General features: G+C 54.7%; 26 protein-coding genes. 14 read left to right on the top strand and 12 right to left on the bottom strand.

Features of this window, described 5'->3' with window-relative positions; all coding sequences use genetic code 11:
• Positions 1–124: 124 nt before the first annotated feature.
• The gene (locus H8K27_RS11670) at positions 125–1,699 is read left to right on the top strand and encodes a hypothetical protein (protein WP_186863346.1); all 1,575 of its coding nucleotides are present in this window, start codon (positions 125–127) and stop codon (positions 1,697–1,699) included.
• Between the two features lie 235 nt (positions 1,700–1,934).
• On the opposite strand, the gene H8K27_RS11665 is transcribed toward H8K27_RS11670, so the two are convergent.
• The 6 genes from H8K27_RS11665 to gatC all read right to left on the bottom strand — a co-directional run bounded on the left by H8K27_RS11665 (position 1,935) and on the right by gatC (position 6,666).
• Entirely contained in the window at positions 1,935–2,318 is a 384-nt protein-coding gene (locus H8K27_RS11665; RefSeq protein ID WP_230419214.1) for a HepT-like ribonuclease domain-containing protein, read from the bottom strand.
• Between the two features lie 3 nt (positions 2,319–2,321).
• Positions 2,322–2,612: a nucleotidyltransferase family protein gene (locus tag H8K27_RS11660; protein ID WP_186863345.1), complete on the bottom strand. Its 291-nt coding sequence runs from the start codon at positions 2,610–2,612 to the stop codon at positions 2,322–2,324.
• 105 nt (positions 2,613–2,717) lie between these two features.
• Entirely contained in the window at positions 2,718–3,374 is a 657-nt protein-coding gene (locus tag H8K27_RS16625; protein ID WP_186863344.1) for an acyltransferase, read from the bottom strand.
• 12 nt (positions 3,375–3,386) lie between these two features.
• Positions 3,387–4,853, bottom strand: coding sequence for an Asp-tRNA(Asn)/Glu-tRNA(Gln) amidotransferase subunit GatB (gene gatB, locus H8K27_RS11650; RefSeq protein WP_329604392.1), 1,467 nt, complete (start codon positions 4,851–4,853; stop codon positions 3,387–3,389).
• Positions 4,854–4,884: 31 nt separating this feature from the next.
• Complete coding sequence (gene gatA, locus H8K27_RS11645) at positions 4,885–6,345, bottom strand: Asp-tRNA(Asn)/Glu-tRNA(Gln) amidotransferase subunit GatA (RefSeq protein WP_186863342.1); 1,461 nt, start codon at positions 6,343–6,345, stop codon at positions 4,885–4,887.
• Between the two features lie 18 nt (positions 6,346–6,363).
• Complete coding sequence (gatC, locus tag H8K27_RS11640) at positions 6,364–6,666, bottom strand: Asp-tRNA(Asn)/Glu-tRNA(Gln) amidotransferase subunit GatC (RefSeq protein WP_176801731.1); 303 nt, start codon at positions 6,664–6,666, stop codon at positions 6,364–6,366.
• Between the two features lie 288 nt (positions 6,667–6,954).
• Between gatC and H8K27_RS11635 the strand changes: the two genes are divergently transcribed.
• The 6 genes from H8K27_RS11635 to H8K27_RS11610 all read left to right on the top strand — a co-directional run bounded on the left by H8K27_RS11635 (position 6,955) and on the right by H8K27_RS11610 (position 14,078).
• Positions 6,955–7,998, top strand: coding sequence for a rod shape-determining protein (locus H8K27_RS11635; RefSeq protein ID WP_176801730.1), 1,044 nt, complete (start codon positions 6,955–6,957; stop codon positions 7,996–7,998).
• Between the two features lie 155 nt (positions 7,999–8,153).
• Positions 8,154–9,212, top strand: a complete 1,059-nt coding sequence (gene mreC, locus H8K27_RS11630) for a rod shape-determining protein MreC (protein WP_186863341.1) — start codon at positions 8,154–8,156, stop codon at positions 9,210–9,212.
• On the top strand, positions 9,209–9,727 hold the full coding sequence (mreD, locus tag H8K27_RS11625) for a rod shape-determining protein MreD (protein WP_186863340.1): 519 nt from the start codon (positions 9,209–9,211) through the stop codon (positions 9,725–9,727). Before mreC ends, mreD begins: the two co-directional genes overlap by 4 nt.
• A gap of 78 nt (positions 9,728–9,805) precedes the next feature.
• On the top strand, positions 9,806–11,791 hold the full coding sequence (gene mrdA / locus H8K27_RS11620) for a penicillin-binding protein 2 (protein WP_186863339.1): 1,986 nt from the start codon (positions 9,806–9,808) through the stop codon (positions 11,789–11,791).
• Positions 11,792–11,793: 2 nt separating this feature from the next.
• Complete coding sequence (rodA, locus tag H8K27_RS11615; RefSeq protein ID WP_186863338.1) at positions 11,794–12,906, top strand: rod shape-determining protein RodA; 1,113 nt, start codon at positions 11,794–11,796, stop codon at positions 12,904–12,906.
• Positions 12,903–14,078 (top strand): septal ring lytic transglycosylase RlpA family protein, encoded by a 1,176-nt coding sequence (locus tag H8K27_RS11610; RefSeq protein ID WP_186863337.1) that lies wholly within the window; start codon positions 12,903–12,905, stop codon positions 14,076–14,078. The genes rodA and H8K27_RS11610 overlap by 4 nt, the downstream gene beginning before the upstream one ends.
• Here the strand turns inward: H8K27_RS11610 and rsmI are convergent, their stop codons facing one another.
• Positions 14,079–14,993 (bottom strand): 16S rRNA (cytidine(1402)-2'-O)-methyltransferase, encoded by a 915-nt coding sequence (rsmI, locus tag H8K27_RS11605; RefSeq protein WP_186863336.1) that lies wholly within the window; start codon positions 14,991–14,993, stop codon positions 14,079–14,081. It abuts the gene before it with no gap.
• A gap of 40 nt (positions 14,994–15,033) precedes the next feature.
• Between rsmI and H8K27_RS11600 the strand changes: the two genes are divergently transcribed.
• From H8K27_RS11600 to H8K27_RS11580, 5 genes are read left to right on the top strand one after another with little or no spacing between them, the layout of a single operon-like run.
• Positions 15,034–15,420 (top strand): YraN family protein, encoded by a 387-nt coding sequence (locus tag H8K27_RS11600; protein ID WP_230419212.1) that lies wholly within the window; start codon positions 15,034–15,036, stop codon positions 15,418–15,420.
• A 25-nt stretch (positions 15,421–15,445) separates the two neighbouring features.
• Positions 15,446–16,042, top strand: a complete 597-nt coding sequence (locus H8K27_RS11595) for a phosphoheptose isomerase (protein WP_186863335.1) — start codon at positions 15,446–15,448, stop codon at positions 16,040–16,042.
• Positions 16,035–16,694, top strand: a complete 660-nt coding sequence (locus tag H8K27_RS11590) for a BON domain-containing protein (protein ID WP_408058444.1) — start codon at positions 16,035–16,037, stop codon at positions 16,692–16,694. Before H8K27_RS11595 ends, H8K27_RS11590 begins: the two co-directional genes overlap by 8 nt.
• A gap of 53 nt (positions 16,695–16,747) precedes the next feature.
• Entirely contained in the window at positions 16,748–17,338 is a 591-nt protein-coding gene (locus tag H8K27_RS11585; protein WP_186863334.1) for a LemA family protein, read from the top strand.
• A gap of 26 nt (positions 17,339–17,364) precedes the next feature.
• The gene (locus tag H8K27_RS11580) at positions 17,365–19,332 is read left to right on the top strand and encodes a M48 family metallopeptidase (protein WP_186863333.1); all 1,968 of its coding nucleotides are present in this window, start codon (positions 17,365–17,367) and stop codon (positions 19,330–19,332) included.
• Positions 19,333–19,384: 52 nt separating this feature from the next.
• On the opposite strand, the gene H8K27_RS11575 is transcribed toward H8K27_RS11580, so the two are convergent.
• The 5 genes from H8K27_RS11575 to H8K27_RS11555 are packed head-to-tail and all read right to left on the bottom strand — an operon-like array spanning position 19,385 to position 21,598.
• A complete protein-coding gene (locus H8K27_RS11575; protein ID WP_186863332.1) occupies positions 19,385–19,810 on the bottom strand; it encodes a BLUF domain-containing protein in 426 nt (141 codons plus the stop codon).
• An 18-nt stretch (positions 19,811–19,828) separates the two neighbouring features.
• Positions 19,829–20,536 (bottom strand): GTP cyclohydrolase I, encoded by a 708-nt coding sequence (folE, locus tag H8K27_RS11570; RefSeq protein WP_186863331.1) that lies wholly within the window; start codon positions 20,534–20,536, stop codon positions 19,829–19,831.
• A 52-nt stretch (positions 20,537–20,588) separates the two neighbouring features.
• Positions 20,589–20,795: a cysteine-rich CWC family protein gene (locus H8K27_RS11565; RefSeq protein WP_186863330.1), complete on the bottom strand. Its 207-nt coding sequence runs from the start codon at positions 20,793–20,795 to the stop codon at positions 20,589–20,591.
• Positions 20,792–21,016: a zf-HC2 domain-containing protein gene (locus H8K27_RS11560; RefSeq protein WP_186863329.1), complete on the bottom strand. Its 225-nt coding sequence runs from the start codon at positions 21,014–21,016 to the stop codon at positions 20,792–20,794. The genes H8K27_RS11565 and H8K27_RS11560 overlap by 4 nt, the downstream gene beginning before the upstream one ends.
• A gap of 3 nt (positions 21,017–21,019) precedes the next feature.
• Positions 21,020–21,598, bottom strand: a complete 579-nt coding sequence (locus H8K27_RS11555; RefSeq protein WP_186863328.1) for a sigma-70 family RNA polymerase sigma factor — start codon at positions 21,596–21,598, stop codon at positions 21,020–21,022.
• Between the two features lie 96 nt (positions 21,599–21,694).
• Between H8K27_RS11555 and argB the strand changes: the two genes are divergently transcribed.
• Positions 21,695–22,618, top strand: a complete 924-nt coding sequence (gene argB, locus H8K27_RS11550) for an acetylglutamate kinase (RefSeq protein ID WP_230419210.1) — start codon at positions 21,695–21,697, stop codon at positions 22,616–22,618.
• 66 nt (positions 22,619–22,684) lie between these two features.
• A complete protein-coding gene (locus tag H8K27_RS11545; protein ID WP_186863327.1) occupies positions 22,685–23,380 on the top strand; it encodes a pyrimidine 5'-nucleotidase in 696 nt (231 codons plus the stop codon).
• Positions 23,381–23,574 lie beyond the last annotated feature (194 nt).

Genomic DNA, 23,574 nt, shown 5'->3' with positions numbered 1-23,574 from the left:
TACGCCATCGCCAAAGGGGGTAATTCTTAGTGAGAACCTGTTTGTCATCGTTCCGTCATAATGAATTACTTTGACATAACAATATTTTTTGATATGCTACGTCGGTCTTTAAAGAAAGACGCAATTGCAATTGCAAATTAACTTTTGTATACAAGGAAATAAAAATATGAAACATTCTATGATGCGTGTTGCTGTTGCTGCTACGCTGGGTTTGTCGGCGTTGGCTGCAAACGCTGGTCAAATCGGTGTGAACGTTGGCGCGACACTGGCTGCTGAATACATTACTTCTGCAGTAGTTGTTAACCAGCCAACTATCACTTTCCAAACAGCTAACCTGATCAATGACGGTGCATCTGTTGTATATCACGTACGCTTCTCTGCTGGTTCCATGAAAGCAGCTGACGGTGGTGTAGTTCCAACATCTGCAAAAGCTGCTGGTGCTGCTGCTGCTGACGTAGTTCTGTATCTGAATGGCACAGCAACTGCAGTTGCTAACTACTCTGTATCTGCTTCTACAGCAGACACAGATGGTCTGGGTTACTATTTCACAGTTTCTTCTGTTGCTGGCACAGGCGGTATCCCTGCTAATACAGTTGTAAACATCCTCACAGGCAATGCAAAAATCGCTAGCCTGACATCCGCTCTGGGTGCTGGTGGTACAGTGACTGGTTCCGTTGGTTACACAACAACAGCTGGTGATTTCTCCGGTGTTTCTACATGGGTTGAAGCTCCTACAACTGCTACTATCCTGACTTCCGCAAAAGCATTGTCGCAAGCAGTGAAATCTTCCGGTGCAACAGCAACTGGTTACTATACAGCGGCTGAAACATCCCAAGTTAACGTCAATACTTCCCTGAAGTCTTTGACTGCAACTACAGCAGCAAGTGCTGCAACTGCTGCAACTGGCAGCACAACACTGATCAACTTGGGTGCAACTAAACTGGCTGTGAACACAGCCTTGGCACGCCCAGCTGGCGGTACTGCTGCTGCTGCTGACTTCGGTAACGTAACATTTGCTGCAACTGGTGATTTCTCTGTTGCTACTGCAACTGCATACCTGGCTTCTACATCTGACTGCTTGGCTGCAAACACAACTGCAGCTGGTACTATCTCTACAGATGGTAAATCTGTCAGTTTCGCAGCAGTAACTCCAGCAGTTGCGACTGCAGTGAACTACCTGTGCTACTCTGTTCCAGGCACTAAAGTGATTCCTTACAATGTTCAGTACGCAATCGGCGCAGCATCTGTTGCTGCTCAGACCGCAGCTGCACCTAATACAATCGCTTCTACTGGTACAGCCGGTAACGTTTACCTGTTGACATCTAACGGTGCATCCGTTGTTGTTCCAGCATTCGTTCCATCGACTGGTACAGCTGGTAATGGTTACAACACATACCTGCGCGTGATCAACACTGGTAACCTGACTTCTGACATCTACGTTGCTGCTTACAACTCCACAACAGGTGTTGTTGGTACAGCGTCCAAGCTGGTATCTCAATTGCCATCTGGTGGTTCTGCAATGTTGGATACAAACACAGTGTCTACAGCACTGGGTCTGACAGCGAACAGCTGGAACACATTGTTGGTAACAGGTAACACATCCAAGTTGGCTGTTCAGCCTCTGCTGGTTAACCCAGCTGGCGTGATCACTAACCTGTCCGCGGTGAACGGTGGCAACAACGCAGCAACTGCTAACTAATCTGATTAGTTAATTGTTGATGAAAAAAGGCGGCGCAAGCCGCCTTTTTTTACGGTCTTTTGATATGGGATTTCTGATGGGGTGATATGCACAGACGCATCTCACATCCGGCAATAAAAAAGCGGCTTGCGCCGCCTTGAGTTAAATATGGTGTATTGCTGAATGTTATGGCGACCGTTTGCTGCGCCACCAGCGCACCAAGATTGACTGATCGGTGCCTAGGTGTTGCTGATCCTTAGCGGGAGCCTTGTTTTTCATCATTGTCAGTATTGAGTGTGATGCATATCTGACGAATGGCATCGTAAAACAACGGTAAGTCACTGTGGATTGTTTTCCATACGATTTCATAATCAACTTTAAAGTAGCCATGTGCTACGACATTGCGCATCTGGTATGCGAAGGCCAGCGGTAACTCGGGATGGTTCGCAGCAAATTCTGTAAAGTGTTTTCCAATGTTGTTGCTGGCTTCTCCGATGATTTCGATATTGCGGATGACGGCATCCTGTACCAGCAGATTCTCCAGAAACATCAGTTCGTCCATGCCCTCGGTATAGTCAGTGATGCGCTTGATGGCTTCGAGAATGTGCTGCAGATAATCGGCAAACCGTTGGCTGATCAAGGCTCATATCGGTAGCGCCTCTGCAATCACTGCAGCACGGAATTTGTCAGGCAAGGCGTTCGGTGTCAGCACATCAACCGGCACGCCTAATAGCTGGATGAGTTCGTGGCGAATTGCGCCTATATCAAACAGTGTCGTTTCTGGCGTCGGATCAATGAGAATGTCAAGATCGCTGCTGTCGGTGTCCTGTTGATGCAAGACGGAACCAAACACGCGGGCATTCCGGGCGCGATGAGACTCAACCACAAAGCGAATGGCTACCCGGTTACGTTGCAGTGCTTCAGAAGGTTTCAAGTGCTGCTCCCTCAATTAAGTCCGTTGAAAACAGGGGCCATGCTACGCGAACATGCGGTGGATGCAAAGCCAGTCTGTTCTTCCCACTTCATCTTCTGTGTTGATTCAACCCGATGATATGCTCTTCCACCAGCGCACCAAGGTTCCCCAGGCAGATGTTGTGGCAATGTTGCCGGTATCCTGCCAGCCTGCCGGGGCATGCTGCTCCCGGTAGCGTATCAGCCGCGCCGGGTTACCGACGGCAATGCCGAAGTCGGGCACGTTTTCGGTGACGATGCTGCCAGCGCCCACAACGGCACCGCGACCGACGGTCACGCCGGGCAGGATGGTGGCGCCACCGCCGATCCAGGCGCCATCTTCAATCCGGACACTGTTGTACGTCAATGGATTGCGGTAGATCGATTCCTCGCCACCATGAATAGCATGGCCGGCGCTGAAGATGCGTACATGCGGGCCGATCAGCACTTCCTTGCCAATGAGTAGGCCACCTTCGCCGGACAGATAACCGCCCACATTGACGATGCTGCGGTCGCCGATCGTGATGCAGGCACCGGTGTTGATCGAGACATCGCCCACGACCAGGCGGTTATGGTCAAACAGGCTCACGCCATCCCCCAGCCGGATCAGGCAGCCGGCGCGGCTGCCATGCCGCAGCAGGGTCACGCTCGGCGACACTCTGCAGTCGCTGCCGAGCTGATCAATGCCGTCGATGGTGTCGACTAGCGGCGGCAGGCCAAATACAGAAGGGGAATCAGCGTGCATCAGTGCGATCCGTTAGCCGGCCAGTTTTTTCTTCAGCAATTCATTGACCTGCGCCGGATTGCCTTTGCCTTTGGTGGCTTTCATTGCCTGACCGACCAGCGCGTTGAATGCTTTTTCTTTGCCGGAACGGTATTCGTCCACGGATTGCTGGTTGGCAGCCATGACTTCGTCGATGATTTTTTCCAGCGCACCCACATCGGAAATCTGCTTCAGACCTTTGGCTTCAATCACCTGATCGGCGAGGTTGTCGGCAGCGGCAGGTGCTTCCCACATACCGGCGAAGACTTCTTTCGCGATTTTGTTGGAAATGGTGCCATCGGCAATCCGCTGCAACAGCAATGCCAGCTGAGCCGCAGTGACAGGAACGGCGCTGATGTCGATCCCTTCGCGGTTCAGCGTGGAGGCAACATCGCCCATCATGAAGTTGGCGGCAGATTTCGCCAGTGCCGGGCCGGCAGCATTGACCACGGCTTCATAATAAGTCGCCATGCCTTTGGACTGCGTCAGCACAGCGGCATCGTATTCCGGCAGGCCAAACTGCTCGACGAAACGGCTGCGCATGGCGGCTGGCAGCTCGGGCATCGTGCCGCGTACCTGTTCCACCCACTCCTGCGAGATACGCAGCGGTGGCAGGTCAGGGTCGGGAAAATAGCGGTAATCCTGTGAATCTTCCTTGCTGCGCATGGAGCGGGTGACTTTTTTATCCGGATCGTACAGCCGGGTTTCCTGCACGACTTTGCCGCCATCTTCGATCAGCTCGATCTGGCGGCGTACTTCGTAGTTAATCGCTTCTTCGAGGAAGCGGAAAGAGTTCAGGTTTTTGATTTCGCAGCGTGTGCCGAATTCCTGTTGCCCGACAGGGCGCACAGAAACGTTGGCGTCGCAGCGGAATGAGCCTTCCTGCATATTGCCGTCGCAGATATCGAGCCACATGACCAGCGAGTGCAGCGCCTTCGCGTAGGCTACTGCTTCAGCAGCGCTGCGCATCACAGGTTCGGTGACGATTTCCAGCAAAGGTGTGCCGGCGCGGTTCAGGTCGATGCCGGTCATACCCTGATAATCTTCGTGCAGCGATTTGCCGGCATCTTCTTCGAGATGGGCGCGGGTCAGTTCAATGTGTTTGACTTCCTGCTTGCCGTCGCGTTCGACGACGCAGGAAACTTGACCACCCTGCACCACAGGAATTTCAAACTGGCTGATCTGATAGCCTTTCGGCAAATCGGGATAAAAATAATTTTTACGGGCAAAGATCGATTCAGGGGCAATCTTCGCGCCAACGGCGAGACCGAACTGAATCGCTTTTTCAACGGCGCCTTTGTTCATGACCGGCAGCACGCCGGGCAACGCCAGATCGACCGGGCTGGCCTGGGTGTTTGGCTCTGCGCCGAACTGGGTGGATGAACCACTGAAAATTTTGGAGTGTGTTTTAAGCTGCACATGCGTCTCAAAACCGATAACGACTTCCCATTGCATAGTTATTCCTTTGTGATTGACTGTCGCTGGCCCGGGTTCAGATAGCATCCGGCGTGCGCTGGTGCCAGTCGGTCACCTGCTGATACTGATGCGCAATATTGAGCAATCTGGCTTCAGTGAAATAATTACCGATCAGCTGCAAACCCACAGGGCGCTTGGCATTTTTGTCGCCCTGACCAAAGCCGCAGGGAATCGACATTCCCGGCAATCCTGCAAGGCTGGTGGACAGTGTGAAAATATCGGCCAGGTAGTTGGCAACCGGGTCATCCGATTGCGCACCGAGATCCCAGGCCACGGTCGGCGCGACCGGCCCCATGATGACGTCGCATTTCTCGAATGCAGCGGCGAAATCCTGAGCGATCAGGCGGCGGATTTTCTGGGCTTGCAGATAGTAAGCGTCATAGTAACCGTGCGACAGGACGTAAGCGCCGACCAGGATGCGACGTTTCACTTCCGCGCCGAAGCCTTCTGTACGGGACTGGCGGTACATGTCGTTCAGATCGGTATAGCTGGCTGCACGGTGTCCGTAGCGCACGCCGTCGAAGCGGGACAGGTTGGACGAGGCTTCGGCAGGAGCGATCACGTAATACACGGGGATCGATAATTCGGTTTTCGGCAGAGAAATCTCCACCAGCGTTGCGCCCAGTTTTACATACTGGTCCAGCGCGGCACGCACCGCCTGCTCCACATCCTTCGCCAGTCCGTCACCAAAAAATTCTTTCGGCACGCCAATGCGCAAGCCTTGCAGCGACTGGTTCAGGTCGCGGTTGAAATCTTCAGGCTGACGTTCCAGCGAGGTGGAATCTTTTGCGTCAAAGCCGACCATGGCATTGAGCAGCAGGCCGCAGTCTTGTGCTGTTTGCGCCATTGGTCCACCCTGATCCAGCGAAGAGGCAAAGGCAATCATGCCGTAACGGGATACGCTGCCATAGGTCGGCTTGATGCCGGTCACGCCGCAGAAAGAGGCAGGCTGGCGGATCGAGCCGCCGGTATCGGTTCCGGTCACGGCCGGTGCCAGACGGGCGGCAATCGCAGCTGCCGAGCCACCGGAGGAGCCGCCGGGAACCGCCGTTTTATCCCACGGATTTTTCACAGCGCCGAAATACGAGTTTTCATTGGAGGAACCCATGGCGAATTCATCGCAATTGAGTTTGCCCAGTGTCACCATGCCTGCCTGCGCCAGTTTTTCGACCACGGTGGCATCGAATGGGCTGACATAATTTTCCAGCATGTGGGAACCGGCAGTGGAACGCAGGCGGCGGGTCACGAAAATATCCTTGTGCGCCACCGGAATGCCGGTCAGGGCGGTCGCTGTGCCTGCAGCGATGCGGGCATCGGCAGCTGCAGCCTGTTCCAGCGTCAGGGCGGGATCGACATGCAGAAAGGCATTCAGATCACTGCCCTGAATGCGGCTCAGAAAGTGCTGTGCGAGTTCCGTGGCGGAAACCTGCTTGCTTTGCAGCATGGCAGATAATTGGGCGAGAGTTTTTGTATGCATAATCAAATTCCGGATGGCTTATTCGATGACCTTAGGGACCAGATACAGACCGTCCTGAGTGGCGGGAGCAGGCTGCTGGTAGGCATCACGCTGATTGGTTTCTGTCACGATGTCTTCGCGCAGGCGCAATGCCAGCTCCGGCAACAGTGCCGCGATAGGATGGCTGAGTGGTGCGACGCCAGTCGTATCGACCGCTTTCAGTTGCTCGGCCAGTGCGAAAATGCCATTGAGCTTATCCAGCGTGGAATCAGCCTCGGCAGCGGAAATATTCAGCTTTGCCAGGTTGGCAATGCGATTAACGTCGTTGAGAGTCAGTGACATAGTGAAGGTGCGTGGAAACGCAAAAGTGAAAGCAAAAATGTGTCAAAAAGAATATGAAAATACCGAATAACCAGCACGACACTTTTAGGTATCGGTATCAAATAAATTTAAGAAGATTATAAGGTAGAATGACGGGTTAATGCCCTAAATACGGTAGTAAATCCCTTCAGTAGGGATTTGCTGGCGAAGTTCAGCACTGTGCTGGCAAGGCGAAAAAATTCGGTGACACAGCGGCCGGCCGACAGTTGGGCCGCTGTACACATTTATAAGACAGATACAGGACAATACATGTTTGGTTTTTTACGCAGTTATTTTTCAAATGATCTCGCCATTGATCTGGGTACAGCAAATACGCTGATTTATGTCCGCAGTCAGGGAATCGTGCTGGATGAGCCTTCGGTCGTGGCAATCCGCCAGGAAGGCGGCCCGAACGGCAAGAAAACCATTCAGGCAGTCGGTAAGGAAGCCAAGCAGATGCTGGGCAAGGTTCCCGGCAATATCGAAGCGATCCGTCCGATGAAAGACGGCGTGATTGCCGATTTCACCGTGACCGAGCAGATGCTCAAGCAGTTCATCCGTATGGTGCATGACACCAAGTTCTTCAAACCTTCTCCGCGCATCATCATCTGCGTGCCTTGCGGCTCGACGCAGGTGGAGCGCCGCGCGATCCGTGAATCGGCGCTGGGTGCCGGTGCCTCGCAGGTGTACCTGATCGAAGAACCGATGGCAGCAGCCATCGGTGCCGGTTTGCCGGTGTCTGATGCAACCGGTTCGATGGTGGTCGATATCGGTGGCGGTACCACTGAAGTTGGCATCATTTCACTGGGCGGCATGGTGTACAAAGGTTCGGTGCGCGTCGGCGGCGATAAATTCGATGAAGCCATCGTCAACTACATCCGTCGCAACTACGGCATGCTGATCGGCGAGCAGACCGCCGAAGCGATCAAGAAAGCCATCGGCTCGGCTTTCCCTGGCTCCGAAGTGAAAGAAATGGAAGTCAAGGGACGTAATCTGTCGGAAGGCATCCCGCGCTCCTTCACGATCTCCAGCAATGAAATTCTGGAAGCGCTGACTGATCCGCTGAACAACATCGTTTCTGCAGTGAAAAATGCGCTGGAACAGACGCCGCCTGAGCTTGGTGCCGACATCGCCGAAAAAGGCATGATGCTGACCGGCGGTGGCGCATTGCTGCGCGATCTGGATCGTTTGCTGATGGAAGAAACCGGTTTGCCGGTCATCGTGGCGGAAGACCCGCTGACCTGCGTCGTACGTGGTTCCGGCATGGCGCTGGAACGCATGGACAAACTGGGTTCGATTTTCTCTTACGAATAAAACTGGCTGAAAAGGCGGGGGCAGGTATGTCACGATTCCCGCCGGTTTTGCATGTGCTTGTTGGAGAGCCGGCTGCTGTCGGCTTTTTGCTTTTCGGGCGACCGGGCGAGCTGTCCTGATGACGGATCAGCAGCCGTTTCTGACGATAAATTGATATGGATTACAGTCCGCCACCACTCTTCAAGCAAGGCGCTTCAGCACGTGCCAGGGCGATCTTTTTCACTATTCTGGCGATCTTCCTGCTGGTTGTGGATGCCCGCCTGAAATCGCTGACTTTGGTGCGTCAGGTACTGGGAACCGTGTTGTATCCGGTGCAGATGCTGGCCGTGATGCCTGGGGATGCAGTCCGGCAGGCGTCGCACTATTTTGTGGCCTTGTCCGATCTGGAAAAAGAAAATATCCGCTTAAAGCGGCAGCAGACGCAAAACGCCAACTTGTTGCAGCAGACCGGACAGCTGCAGTCGGAAAATACCCATCTGCGCAATCTGCTGAATGCCCGCGAACGCTTGCCGGTGAAGTCGGTGCTGGCAGAAATTATTTACGATGCACGCGATCCTTCAACGCGGAAAGTCATCGTTGACCGCGGACTGAAAGACGGCATCGTCCAAGGACAGCCGGTGATTGACGATTTTGGTGTGACAGGCCAGGTCACGCGGGTGTTTCCGCTGACCGCGGAAGTGACTTTGCTGACCGATAAGAGTCAGGCGATTCCGGTGCAGATTTTGCGCAATGGCCTGCGCAGTGTGGCGTATGGACGGGGCCAGTCCGCTTATCTGGACATGCGCATGACCAGCAATGCCGATGTGCAGGCTGGCGATCAGCTGGTGACGTCGGGAATTGACGGCATTTATCCGCCGGGGCTGGCGGTTGCGAAAGTCGTGCAGGTGGAAAACAAAGCCACCACCACATTTGAAAATATTCTCTGCGTTCCCGCTGCCGGTATCGATAAAAACCGTCAGGTGCTGATCCTGCAGGTTTCGACGGCCAATCTGCCGCGTCCTGATACCGAAGACATCCGCGCTAAAAAAGAAAAGATCAACCGGAAAGTCACCCGTGATGCGGCATTGCCATCGGCTGAAGTCAGACCGGCGGAGCCGCCTGCCGTACCGCCTGCTGATCCGAAAGCAGTAGGCAGCAACGCCGAACAAAAACAGGGTATCAAAGAGCCCGGAAAAGACAGCCCAAGTCCGGCGGTGAAGGAGCCAGCGAAATGAACCAGCCACATTACATCTTACTACCGGTCAATCCGCTGTTTATCGCGCTGAGTTTTGCGGTGGCGTTCCTGCTCAATTTCCTGCCCTGGGGTGGCTTTGTGATCGTGCCTGATTTTGTGGCACTGGTGATTGTTTTCTGGAGTATCCACCAGCCGCGCAAAGTCGGCATCGGTATTGCCTTTGCAATGGGATTACTGATGGACGTGCATGATGCGATTCATCTGGGCGAGAATGCGCTGGCATATACCCTGCTGTCGTACTTTGCGATCACCATTCACCGCCGGGTATTGTGGTTTCATCCGCTGACGCAGTCGCTGCATGTATTTCCCCTGTTTTTGTTTGTGCAGGGTCTGCAGATCGTGGTGCGCCTGCTGGTCGCGCCGGACGCGCATTTTCCCGGCTGGCTGTATTTTTCCGAGAGTGTGGTGACGACTCTGCTATGGCCAGTGGCGACAGTGGTTTTACTGGCGCCGCAAAAACGGGCGATCGATAAAGACCATACCCGTCCGATCTGAATTGCTGAAGCAAACCGACATGCAAACTCTTACGTATTATGCGCGTCGTGATATCTGCCCGAACCGACTGACCTCATCATGAATGAACTGAAGAACACGGAACGCGAATTATATTTTTTCCGTATGCGGCTGATTTTCATCGGCATTTTTGTGTTCGCCTGTTTTTTCGCGCTGGTCTCCCGCTTCGTCTGGCTGCAGATTGTGAAACATGATGACTATGTCCTGCTGGCAGATGAAAACCGGATTGATATCGTTCCCGTGGTGCCTAACCGCGGCCTGATTCTGGATCGTCATGGTGTGATTCTGGCGAGAAATTATTCTGCCTACACACTCGAAATCACACCATCCAAAATTACGCAGGATATGGATGTGCTGATCGATCAGCTGGCCGAACTGGTGGATATTCAGCCCAAGCACCGCAAGCGTTTTCGTAAGCTGCTGGAAGACTCCAAGAGCTTTGAAAGCCTGCCGATCCGTACCCGCCTGACCGATGAGGAAGTGGCGCGTTTTACGGCGCAGCGTTTCCGTTTTCCCGGCGTCGATATTCAGGCGCGCTTATTCCGCCAGTATCCGCAAGGGGATATCGCTTCCCATGTGATTGGCTATATCGGCCGTATCAGTCAGAAAGACGCAGAAATGATTGACGACATGGAAGACGCCGCCAATTACAACGGCACTGACTATATCGGTAAGGAAGGACTGGAAAAGAGTTACGAAAAAGTATTGCACGGCAATACCGGGTTTGAAGAGGTGGAAGTGTCAGCCGGCGGCCGTGCCGTGCGTACATTGTCGAGAACGCCTCCGACTTCCGGTAAAAACCTGATCCTGTCCATCGACATCGAATTGCAGAAAGTGATTGAAGAAGCGTTTGGCGAACGCCGGGGCGCCCTGGTGGCGATTGAGCCGGATACCGGCGACGTGCTGGCGTTTGTCTCCAAGCCGACCTACGATCCGAATCTGTTTGTGGAGGGCATTGACCAGCAAAGCTGGACCGAACTCAATACTTCGGAAGACCGCCCCCTGCTGAACCGTCCTTTGTCCGGCAGCTACCCGCCGGGCTCGACCTACAAACCTTACATGGCGCTGGCAGCGCTGGAGCTGGGCAAGCGCACGCCGCAACAGGCCATTGCCGATCAGGGTTTCTTTATGTTTGGCGGTCACCGTTTTAACGATGATAAACCCGGCGGACATGGCATGGTTGATATGTACAAGTCGATCGTGGTGTCCTGTGATCCTTACTACTACATTCTGGCCAACGATCTGGGTGTCGATGCGATCCATGACTTTATGAAGCCGTTTGGCTTTGGGCAAAAAACCGGGATTGATCTGGAGCATGAGAAACAGGGCGTGCTGCCTTCCACTGCCTGGAAACGCAGCGTGTATAAAAAAGCGGCACAGCAGAAATGGTATGCCGGTGAAACCATTTCCCTGGGTATCGGACAAGGCTATAACACCTTCACGCCGCTGCAGATGGCGCATGCCATGGCGACACTGGCGAATAACGGCATCGTGATGAAGCCGCATCTGGTCAAATCGACCGAAGACCCGCAGACCAGAGCCCGCACGCTGACGGTGCCGAAAGAGAGTTACCGTATTCCGCTGAAACAGGAAAATATAGATTTCATCAAAAATGCGATGGTGGGTGTGACTTCGGTGGCGGGCGGCACCGGTGTGCGCGCTTTCGCCGGAGCCGAATATGCTTCTGGAGGCAAGACCGGAACCGCGCAGGTGGTCGGCCTGAATGGCGGTAAATATGATGCCAAGCATACCCTGGAAAAACATCGTGATAACGCGTTGTATATCGCTTTTGCGCCGGCAGACAAGCCGAAAATTGCGCTGGCGCTGGTGGTGGAAAACGTGGGTTTCGGTGCTGAGTTCGCCGCACCGATCGCCAGAAAAGCGCTAGATTACTATTTGCTCGGCAAGCGACCTGCCGAAAAGGATAAGAGCCCGGCACCGAAAAGCGATGTGCTGGCAACCAAAGCTGAATCCGAAGTCCGCGCCGATGCCGATTCAGAAGGCGGTCCCAAGCCCGGTGAGCAGACCAAAGGGAATAAGGATTAATCATGCAAAACCGATCGTTCAACTGGCGTGCAATCCGCTCTCACATCATGGTGTTTGACGCACCGCTGGCGATACTGATTTTCCTGATTTTGTCGCTGGGAATTGTGACGCTGTATTCGGCAGGCATTGATTTTCCGGGACGTGTCGAAGACCAGCTGCGCAATATCCTGGTGTCTTTTGTCATTATGTGGATTTTTGCCAATATCCCGCCGCAGACGCTGATGCGTTTTGCGATCCCTATCTACAGTTTCGGCGTGGCGCTGCTGATTGCGGTGGCGGCTTTCGGCATGGTGAAAAAAGGTGCCCGTCGCTGGCTGAATGTCGGTACCCCGATTCAGCCGTCTGAAATTATGAAAATTGCGACGCCGCTGATGCTGGCCTGGTATTTCCAGAAGCGGGAAGGCGCCTTGCGGGTCAAGGATTTTGTGATCGCGACGGTGATTCTCGCCATTCCGGTCGGACTGATCGCCAAACAGCCGGATCTGGGAACGGCTTTGCTGGTGGTGGCAGCCGGTTTTACGGTGATTTTTCTGGCGGGTTTGTCGTGGAGGGTATTGCTGACCCTGATTTCTTTTGTCGCGATTGTCACGCCGACGCTGATCTGGCCGTACATGCTGCATGATTATCAGCGCGACCGGGTGCTGACCATGCTGGACCCGACCCGCGATCCGCTGGGTAAAGGTTTTCACATCATTCAGTCAACGATCGCGGTCGGTTCCGGCGGTCTGCATGGCAAGGGCTGGCTCAAGGGAACGCAGGCGCATCTGGAGTTTATTCCGGAGCGCACCACGGATTTTATCTTTGCCGTATTTTCGGAAGAATTCGGATTTATTGGTAATCTGCTGCTGGTCAGTCTATATTTCCTGTTGATTATCCGTTGCCTGATGATTGCCGCGAACGCCCCCACCTTGTTTGCGCGCCTGATGGCAGGGTCGGTGACCATGATATTCTTTACCTATGCCTTCGTGAATATGGGGATGGTCAGCGGCATTTTGCCGGTGGTTGGTGTACCGCTGCCATTTTTAAGTTATGGCGGCACGGCACTGGTGACGCTGGGGATGGCAACCGGCATCATGATGAGTGTGCAGCGGAATCGTAAACTGGTGCAAACATGAGCAAAAAACATTCAGCATCTCTGAAATGGCTGTTGCTGCCGCTGCCTGCGGCATTGCTGGTGGCTTGCGGTACGGTGCAGAAGCAGCCGTCCACCATCATTGCCGATACGGTCAGAACCGTACCTGCCAGCAAACCCGTATCCGGCGCACCTGTTTTGCCGAAAGCCAGTTCCGGTAAAGGCGGTTATTACCAGGATGACGGTCCGGGCGATCACCCGCCGGAAGGCCTGGAATTCACAGTTGATCCGATTCCGGTGCAGGAAGCGTTTTCCCGTTCTGGCAATAAACCTTATGTGGTGTTCGGTAAAACCTATACGCCGATTGCCGACAACACCACACCGCTGGTTCAGCGCGGAATCGCCAGCTGGTACGGCAAGAAATTTCATGGCCAGAAAACCTCCTCCGGCGAACTGTACGATATGTACAAGATTACCGCCGCTCATCCGACTTTGCCGATTCCTTCGTATGCCAGGGTCACTAACCTGACGAACGGCAAACAGATCATCGTCCGTATTAATGACCGCGGGCCATTCCATTCCAATCGCATCATCGATTTGTCTTATACCGCGGCGCTGAAACTGGATATTCTGGGCAAAGGCAGCAGCCAGATTGAGGTGGAGCGCCTGTTGCCGGCAGATATAGAACGCATGGCGGAAAACCGTCAGAATCAGTCTCCGGTCAGTGTTCCGGTGGTGGTCGCAGTCAGGGCGGAGGCACCGCCGGCAAGCAGCACGACACCACGTCCGGAGCAGGCCAGCATGACATTCGACGAGCTGCTGACTTCGCAGGGGTATCTGGCGCAACCGGCAGTAAAAGCAAATACGACAGCGGCATCAGTTCCCGCACCCGCTTCGACCTCACTGGCTCCGGACACTGCTGCCAGCGCAGCGGCTCCGTCAGCGGCTCAGGCGCAGTCAACGCTCGCGGCGGCAGTCAGCGCCGGCAATTATTATCTGCAGTTCGGCGCTTATGCGATCCGGTCGAATGCCGAATCCATCCTGTCTTATCTGAAAAACCGGGCCGAAAGCCGCCTGCCTGATCTCAATATCGTTCAGCAGGGCAGCCTGTACCGGCTGGTCAGCGGACCGTTTGGCAGCCGTTCGGATGCGATGTCGGCATTGTCTCAGGCTGGTGATCTTGGTATCGGCCGCCCGCTGATTGTGCAGCGCTGATCAGTCTTCTTCTTTTTCTTCTCTCATGCTGAGTGCCAGCTGGTACAGAGTGTTTTTTTTCATCCCCGTCAGCTGCGCCGCCAGTGCCGCTGCCTGTTTGACCGAACACGCTTCCAGCAAGATACCGAGCACCCTGCGGGCTTCGGTGTCATCTTCAGCCAGCTCCGGCGCAGCATCCACCAGGATGACGTATTCCCCTTTTTCACGGTGTGCATCTGCCTGAACCCAGGTCAGCGCTTCCTGCAAAGGGCAACGGTGAATTTCCTCGAATAATTTACTGATTTCCCGCGCTAGCACCACGGTACGGCTGTTACCGAATACCTCCGCCATGGTTTTCAGAGTGTCAGTAATGCGGTGCGGCGCTTCGTAGAAAATCAGTGTGGCCGGAATGTGTGTCAGACCCTGCAATGCAGTTTCGCGCTGGCTGTTTTTAGCGGGAAGAAAGCCGATGAAATAAAAATGATCATCCAGCAAACCGCTGGCGGACAAGGCGCTGATTGCCGCCGAGGCACCGGGCAACGGCGTCACCGGAATACCGGACTGGCGCAGCAGATCGACGATGCGCGCTCCGGGATCGGAAATGCCGGGTGTGCCGGCATCGGACACCAGGGCAATACGTTCACCGGCCTGCAGCCGTGTCCGGATTTTTTCGGCCGCTTCCCGTTCATTGTGCTGATGCGCTGCAATCAGCGGTTTATTTAATCCGTAGCGGCCGAGTAATTGCGCAGTGTTGCGGGTGTCTTCGCAGGCGATCGCATCCGCCAGCGACAGCACATGCAGGGCCCGTAGTGAAATATCGGCGATATTTCCAATCGGTGTGGCGACTACATATAATGTGCCTGCAGGATAATGCTGCCGGGTCACCGCATCCATGATAGCGCTGTTGTTTAACAGGGTGAATTCACTGGTGCTCATGCCTGGCGATCTCAATGTAAGGAAACCCAGATTGTACGCTATGCGACATGAACCGATGCAGCCCCCGGAACCACCTGATCGCCGTACCAGCCAGCGCCGTCGCGGTGATGCCGCTGAACAGCAGGCGCTGGAATATTTGCAGCAGGCAGGGCTGACGCTGGTGCAGAAAAATTTTTTATGCCGGGGCGGGGAAATCGATCTGGTCATGCGCGATGGCAATACCCTGGTGTTTGTCGAAGTCAGGGCACGTGCTTCAATGCAGTTTGGCGGTGCACTGGCGAGCATTACTGCGGCCAAACAGCGCAAGTGGCTGCACGCTGCGCAGGTTTTTCTGCAGACCCTGCAACGCCAGCCGCCATGCCGTTTTGACGTGATTGCGATTGAAGCAGGTACAATCCACTGGTTACAAAACGTCATGACAGGCTGAGTCCTGCCATATAATCTGACACACTATGACAAATCAACGTATTCAGGCGCACTTCCACGAAAGTGCCGAATTAAAAATGCGCGCGGCCGAAGCGCTGGCACAACCAATTGCAGAAGCGGTGGAACTCATGTTCCTGGCGCTGTCTAATGGTAACAAGATACTTGCCTGCGGCAATGGCGGATCGGCAGCTGACTGTCAGCATTTTGCCGCCGAACTGGTTGGCCGGTTTGAACGCGAGCGCCTGCCTTTGCCTGCCATGGCGCTGACGACAGACAGCTCGATCATGACCGCCGTGGCAAACGACTACAGCTTTCAGGAAGTGTTTTCCAAGCAGGTGCAGGCGTTCGGTCAGTCGGGCGATATCTTGCTGGCGATTTCCACATCGGGAAATTCCTCCAGCGTGATCAATGCGATCAATGCCGCAGCAGAACGTGATATGCGGGTGATTGCGCTGACGGGGAAAGGCGGTGGTGAAATCGGGAAGTTGTTGACGGAAGCCGATGTGCATATCTGTGTTCCGCATGACCGCACCGCGCGGATTCAGGAAGTGCATTTGCTGACGATCCATTGTCTGTGCGACGGGATTGATGCCGCACTATTCGGAGGTGATACAGATGTTTAAAGCAGGTCAGAAAAAAATTATCCGCAGTTGCCTGATGGCAGGTCTGTGCTGCACAGCCTTGCTGAGTCTGCAGGGCTGCGTTGAACTGGCAGTCGGCAGTGCCGTGGTCGGTACGTTTGCCGCTACCGACCGCCGCACTCTCGGCGCGCAGACCGAAGACAAGGCCATCATGGTGAAAGGCGAGGTCAGGCTGGCCAATGCGCTGGGAGAGGGCGCGCATGTCAACGTCAATGCATTCAACCGTCGCGCCTTGCTGACGGGTGAAGTCCCTGATGAGCAGACCAGAGCCGCAGCAGAGCGCGAAGTGAAGGCAATCGAAGGCGTGGTGTCGGTCATGAATGAAATTCAGATTGCCGGGGCATCGAATTTCACCGCGCGCTCGAACGATGCTTACATCACCACCAAAGTCAAAGCGACGTTTGTTGATACCAAGGATCTGTATGCCAGCGCATTTAAGGTCACCACGGAAGCCGGGGTTGTTTATCTGATGGGACGCGTGACGCAGCGGGAAGGCGCGCAGGCTGCGGATGTCGCCGCTGGCATCAGCGGTGTGCGCAAGGTAGTCAAAGTGCTGGAATATATCAGCGAAGAAGATCTGAAAGCGATGCTGGTGCAGCCGAACAAGGCAGATAAAGCACCGGTCAATAACTGATTCACTGCATGCAATTCACCGGTGCGCCGCACCGGTTTTTTTCCGGAGTAACTATGATAGCCATGATAATTTTGTTAGTCGTGATTGCATTGATCGTGTTCTGGGTCATTGGTGTGTATAACCGTCTGGTCAGCTTGCGTAACCGCTTCCGGAACGGATTTTCACAGATTGATGTGCAGCTGAAACGGCGTTACGACCTGATTCCGAATCTGGTCGAAGTGGCCAAAGGTTATATGAAGCACGAGCGGGAAACGCTGGAAGCGGTGATTTCGGCACGCAATCAGGCAGTGACTGCGAACAGCAATGCCGGCAGCGCTCAGGCGGATGCGGCGTCGGTGCAGCAGCTCGCTGCAGCGGAAGGCACGCTCAATGCATCATTAGGCCGTCTGTTTGCGCTGTCTGAGGCGTATCCTGACCTGAAAGCGAATCAGAACATGATCCAGCTGACAGAAGAACTGACGGCAACTGAAAACAAAATTGCGTTTGCACGTCAGGCCTATAACGACAGCGTGATGCAATACAACATCGGTATTGAGCAGTTTCCCGGCTCAATGATTGCCAATACCTTCGGATTCAAGGCCGGAGAGCTGTTGCAGGCGACCGAATCGGCAGAAGAGCGCAAGGCCGTCAAAGTGTCATTCTGAACAACTGATCACGGTATCCGGCTTCCATGAATTTTTTTGAACAGCAGGATCAGGCGCACAGGCAGAGCAGGAAGCTGTTGTTTCTGTTTTTCCTGGCGGTGGTGGCGATTGTCGTCACGGTGGATTTTTCTCTCGCTTTTGTATGGCACTGGAGCCAGGGAAGCCGGGCTGAATTAGCGCAGGGATATCCGCCCGGATTTTTTCTGGTGTCGTCATTGCTGACGCTGGCAGTGATCGGCGGCGGTACGCTGTTTGAAATCTATCAGTTGCGCGACGGCGGTGATGCCGTGGCACAAATGGCAGGCGGCCGGCTGGTATTGCCGGCTTCCGAAGACATCCATGAACGGCGTTTGCTGAATATTGTGGAGGAAATGGCACTGGCGTCCGGCATCGCCTGTCCACGGGTTTATGTGCTGGATAACGAAGATGCGATCAATGCCTTTGCCGCCGGCTATCACCAGAACGAAGCGGTAGTGGCGGTGACCAGAGGCACGCTGATGCGTCTGAACCGGGATGAGCTGCAGGGGGTGGTGGGGCATGAATTCAGTCATATCCTGAACGGTGACATGCGCATGAATATCCGCCTGATCGGCATCCTGTTCGGCATCCAGATGATCGCCGGACTCGGGCAGGAGCTGATGTACTGGGGATCACGTCTTGGCAGTTCGCGCAGCCGTGATGAAAAAGGCCCGCCGATACAGCTGGTTTTGCTGGCGCTGGGCGTCATGTTGTTTGTGGTGGGCTATGTTGGTATTTTTTTTGGTCGCCTGATTAAGTCTGCCGTATCGCGTCAGCGAGAATTTTTAGCCGATGCCAGCTCGGTGCAGTTCACCCGTAATCCGGACGGGATTGGCGGGGCGTTAAGGAAAATCGGCGGTCTGACCCGGACGAATGCATGTGGCTCCCGTATTGATAACCCACGGGCAGAACAGCTTTCGCACCTGTTTCTGGGGGCTGCACGGCCGAATCTGCTGTCCGGATTATTCGCGACTCATCCGCCGCTGGAAGAGCGTTTGCAACGCGTTTATGGCAAGAACGTGGCATTTCTGGAGCCGGTCGATGAACAGGAAGGTATGGCGGCTGAATCAGCCGCTACATCCGCCGTTGCATCCGCACCATTTAATGCTGCCGGCACGGCAGGGGATCTTGCCGGTTTTGGTGCGCATTCTGCCGCTTTACCGGAAATGGCCGCGGCAGGACTTGCGATGGCCGACGTGCCGGCCGGGAGCGCTGCACTCTCCCGGCAAAATCCTTACAGCAGCACTTTACTGGAGGCTGCCCGCGCACCGCAGTCCGCGTTTGCGCTGGTCCTGGCAATGCTGATGGACAGGAGCAATCCGGATGCATACCGCGTCCAGCAACAATTGCTGGCGCAATCCGCAGCCGGCAGTGTGACGCAGGCGGAACAACTTTTACTGCAACTGGAAGCATTGCAAAACAGTGCGCGTCTGCCTTTGCTTGATCTTGCGATGCCTGCGTTGAAATTACTGTCCCCCGCCCAGCGCGGAGAATTGCTGGCGCTGAGTGCCAGACTGATTGCGGCCGACCAGCAGATGACGCAGGCCGAGTTTGTGATCCAGAGCGTCCTGGAGCGCCGCCTTGGCCCCCAGGCAGACCGGGCGATTTCTGTGCGTTACGGTCAGATCGGGCAGCTGCGGAGTGAAGTCTGCCTGTTGGGATCGCTGGTGGCGCATAGTTTTGCGCGTCAGGATGAAGTCGGTGCCGCATGGCTGAGACTGGCCGGGGTATTGCCAGAGCTGCAGCTGCAGCCCGGCGATTTACAGAACACGGCAGATATGGATTTCTTTGATGTGCGGATTGCATTGCAGAAGTGCAATCAGCTGGCGCCGCTGGCAAAGCCATTTCTGATCAAGGCATTGTTTGCGGCTGCTACTCCCGATGCAGGTCAGGCTCTGCATGAGACGATTGATCTGCTGCGGGCGGTTTGCGCGGCGATTGATGCGCCTGTGCCGGAGCTTGCCAGCCTGCACTGAATACCGGGATAACAGGACGGTGACGGGCGGTGATCCGCCCTGATCAGCAGGTTCAGGTGCGGCCGACAATCGACGCTGTGGCCATCAGTTCATCAATCAGCGAGAGCAGGGTTTTGCCCGGCATCTCATGGGGATTGAGTTCCGGCAGCGGTGAATATTTCAACAGGATGGACGGGTTGATTTTATTCATGTTTGCCTGCCCCATTGTCCATCCGGCATAGCGGCGTTCGCCGATTTCTTCGTAATCCAGCAAGATCACATCCGTATGCCGCGGGTCGCGCAGGATGTGGCTGTACAGCGTATTGACCGCCTTGCGCCCCCCTTCGAGCACCTGCATGAAAACCGCATCGGTATGGCACAGCACGCCGGTGATGCCATGCAGCGGGTTATGCTGGCGGGATTGTTGCATGATGGATTGCACGGTATCGCACATGTTTCCATCGGAGACGCGACTGGCATACAGCAAACGGACTAGCATGATGTTTTCCTGTTCAGGTTAACGTTTAATCAGGGATAGAAATTCACGGCGCAGGTTCGGGTCTTTCAGAAAGGAGCCATGCATCACGCTGTTGATCATTTTAGCCTCGGTATCCTTGACACCGCGCCAGTGCATGCAGAAATGGTCCGCTTCCATGACGACCGCGAGTCCGTCCGGCTGCATTTTTTCCTGTAAAGCATCTGCCAGCTGCACCACGGCTTCTTCCTGAATCTGCGGCCGGCTCATGATCCATTCGGCAATCCGGGCGTATTTGGACAAGCCGATCAGATTGGAATGTTCGTTTGGCATGACGCCGATCCAGACTTTACCGATGATCGGGCACAAATGATGGGAACAGGCGCTGCGCACCGTGATCGGACCGATGATCATCAGCTCATTGAGATGCGAGGCATTCGGAAATTCGGTGACCTGCGGCATCGGAACGTAGCGCCCGCCAAATACTTCATTGATAAACATCTTGGCGACGCGCCGTCCGGTATCCTGGGTATTGTGGTCGCTGTCGGTATCGATCACCAGACTTTGCAGCACTGCCCGCAACTTCTCCTCGACTTCCGCCTGCAGTTCGTCGAGTTCACCGGCTTCAATGAAGCGGGAAATGTTATCGTTCGCGTGAAAGCGGGTATGACTTGCCTGTATCCGCTCACGAATCCGCTGCGAAACCGGAATCTGGACGGCTTTGTAATTGACGGGGGTATCATTCGGCATACTGATTTCCTATCAGAAAGGCTGATTATCAGGTCGCGTATGGTAACCGAAATTACTCCGGCTTGTTGCGACCGGCTTCTAGGCTGGCTTTCCATGCGGGTAGACAGGCCGGGCAAAAACAACTTGCATCCATATTCAGCTTTCCTTCCGGTAATAAAGAAAAATCGACCGGCGGCAAGGCCGTGCACCAGCAAGGCTTACCTGTCTGGTCGGCCATTGCGCACAAAAACTCGGCCTGACAGCGTGGGCAGCGGCTCATGTCGATGGCCCCGACCGGGTCTGTTCATCCATTTCTGCGGGCAGATCGGAAATCTGCTGCATGGAATGGCGTAACAGTTGCATTTGCTGCCGGAACCGGGAACAGGCATCGCACAGCGACAGGTGCAGCTTCAGATGCGCGCGTTCGCTGAAATTCAGCGGCCGGTCTAGGTTTTCTGATATTTTCTGATGTGCCTGTTTGCACGTGTATAAGAATCGCATAAGTCATTTTCCAGGCTGACGGTGAACAAACCAGTGGATATCGAGGCATTCCCGCAAACGCAGGCGGGCACGGTACAGGATCACCCACAGATTAGACGCGCTGACCCCGAGTTCCTTACAGATATCTTCAGCGTCGAGTTCCAGCCATTCCCGCATCATGAAAACCTGTGCGGTTTTTTCCGGCAGATTTTCCAGACATAACTGCAGGATACGGAAAAAATCTTTTTGCTGCAAAACAGATTCCGGCTCGCCCCAGGCGGCGGGCGGGCTGACGGTGTGACCATCGGCGGTGAATAAATGATCAATCAGCTCGGCTTCGGAATCGCCGTCGTTCACGGTCAACGGAGTTTCGCGTTTCTGCGCACGCAGGTGATCGATGATCTTGTATTTCAGAATGCCGGTGACGTAGGTGCGGAAACTGGATTGCCCCGCAAAACTGTCCGGCTTTTCAAGGATTGCCAGCAGGGTTTCCTGCACGGCATCTTCCGCAGTGGTTTTGTTCCGCAATTGCAGCAGGGCAAAGCGCAGCAGAAGCGGTCGCATGATTTCCAGTTGCCGGTGCAGATCGGTCAGTGATGTCATAAATTTAAGGCAGAATTGGCAAAGGCGTTCAGGAAAGTTTCCTGTAAAATCCGGCTTATCGAAAAAACTTCATGATACCTTCAGGATACCGTCATTATGAGCGATTTGAACATCCATACAGCAGTAAGCGAAGATAAATTGGCGGGTGTCGAACCTGTCATCAAAGCGGAGATTCTGGCGCAGGCATTGCCCTATATCCGTAAATTCCACGGTAAGACCATCGTCGTCAAATACGGCGGCAACGCCATGACGGAAGAAAGCCTGAAACATGGCTTTGCCCGTGACGTGATTTTGCTCAAGCTGGTCGGTATGAATCCTGTCGTGGTGCATGGCGGCGGCCCGCAGATTGACAATGCGCTCAAGAAAATGGGAAAACAGGGGACGTTTGTGCAGGGGATGCGCATCACGGACGACGAAACGATGGAAGTCGTCGAATGGGTGCTGGGCGGTGAAGTCCAGCAGGACATCGTGATGCTGATCAATCACTATGGCGGTCAGGCAGTGGGTCTGACCGGCAAAGACGGCGGCCTGATCCGTGCCCGCAAAATGATGATGCCGGACCGCGAAAATCCGGGTGAAATGCTCGATATCGGCTTTGTCGGTGAAATCGATGCGATCAATCCGGCGGTGGTCAAGGCATTGCAGGACGATGCCTTCATCCCGATTATCTCCCCGATCGGTTTTGGTGAAGATGGTCAGGCCTATAACATCAATGCCGATCTGGTGGCGGGCAAGATCGCTGAAATCCTGAAAGCCGAGAAGCTGATTATGATGACCAATATTCCCGGCGTGCTCGACAAAGAGGGGAATCTGGTCACGGATCTGTCGGCGCGCGAAATCGATGAAATGTTTGCCGACGGCACGATTTCCGGCGGTATGCTGCCGAAGATTTCTTCTGCGCTGGATGCCGCCAAATCCGGCGTGAATACGGTTCATATCATTGATGGCCGCATCGAACATTCGCTGTTGCTGGAAGTGCTGACCGAACAGGCATTCGGCACCATGATCCGCAGCCATTAAACCTGCTTATCCCGGAGCAGACTATGCCGCATCAGCAGCACAGCGGTCAGATTCTGGTGGTTGCGGATGCGTAAAACCGCAGCGCCAGTCTGGCTGTTTGATCTGGACAACACGCTGCACAACGCGTCGCATGCGATTTTTCCGGCAATCAACCGCAACATGAATGCGTATATCGCGCGCATTCTCGGTGACGGCACCACACCGGCGGACGAGGCCACGGTGAATGCAGTGCGGCAGGAATATTATCTGCGCTACGGCGTGACGATGATCGGCATGGTCAGGCATCATGGTGTGAAGGCAGAAGAATTTTTACAGCAGGCGCATGCTTTTGATGACCTGCCTGCGATGATCCGCGCCGAGCGCGGCTTATCGCATATCCTGCGCCGTCTGCCCGGGAAAAAAATTCTGCTGACCAATGCGCCGCGCCATTATTCGCACCGCGTAATGCGGCACCTGAACCTGCACCGGCATTTTGACGATCATATTCCGGTTGAGGAGATGCGGGTGCATGGCCGGTTGCAACCCAAGCCTTCGCGTCCGTTTTTGCGCAAATGGCTGTCGCAGCATCGCGTTGCGGCCAGCCGCTGCATTCTGGTGGAAGACAGTCTCGACAATTTACGCGCTGCCCGGCATGAAGGCTTGCGTACCGTCTGGGTTCGGGGCTATCTGCCGCTGAGCCAGCGCGGGCGCGGAACTGCCAGTGTCGATGTCCGGGTCAGATCAGTATCGGCGCTGGTACGGCGTTACCGCAGCCTGGCATAAACCGATTGCTTTCCAGTCTGTCAAGTCTTTGCGTGAAATATAAAGTTCACTGAAGCGCTTCACATCCTGCCGGAGTTTCACATAGAATCGAAATTCAGGGAGATGGCTGGCGATATGGGACAGCCGTTTTTCAGGAGATGCCTTATGGCCGACCTGCGCTGGTCGTCACCGCCGCATCTCACATCCCTCATCAA

This window comes from Cognatundibacterium griseum, from assembly GCF_014284195.1.
GTDB lineage: Bacteria > Pseudomonadota > Gammaproteobacteria > Burkholderiales > Burkholderiaceae_D > Undibacterium > Undibacterium griseum.
This window is presented reverse-complemented; position numbering and strand designations above follow the sequence as displayed.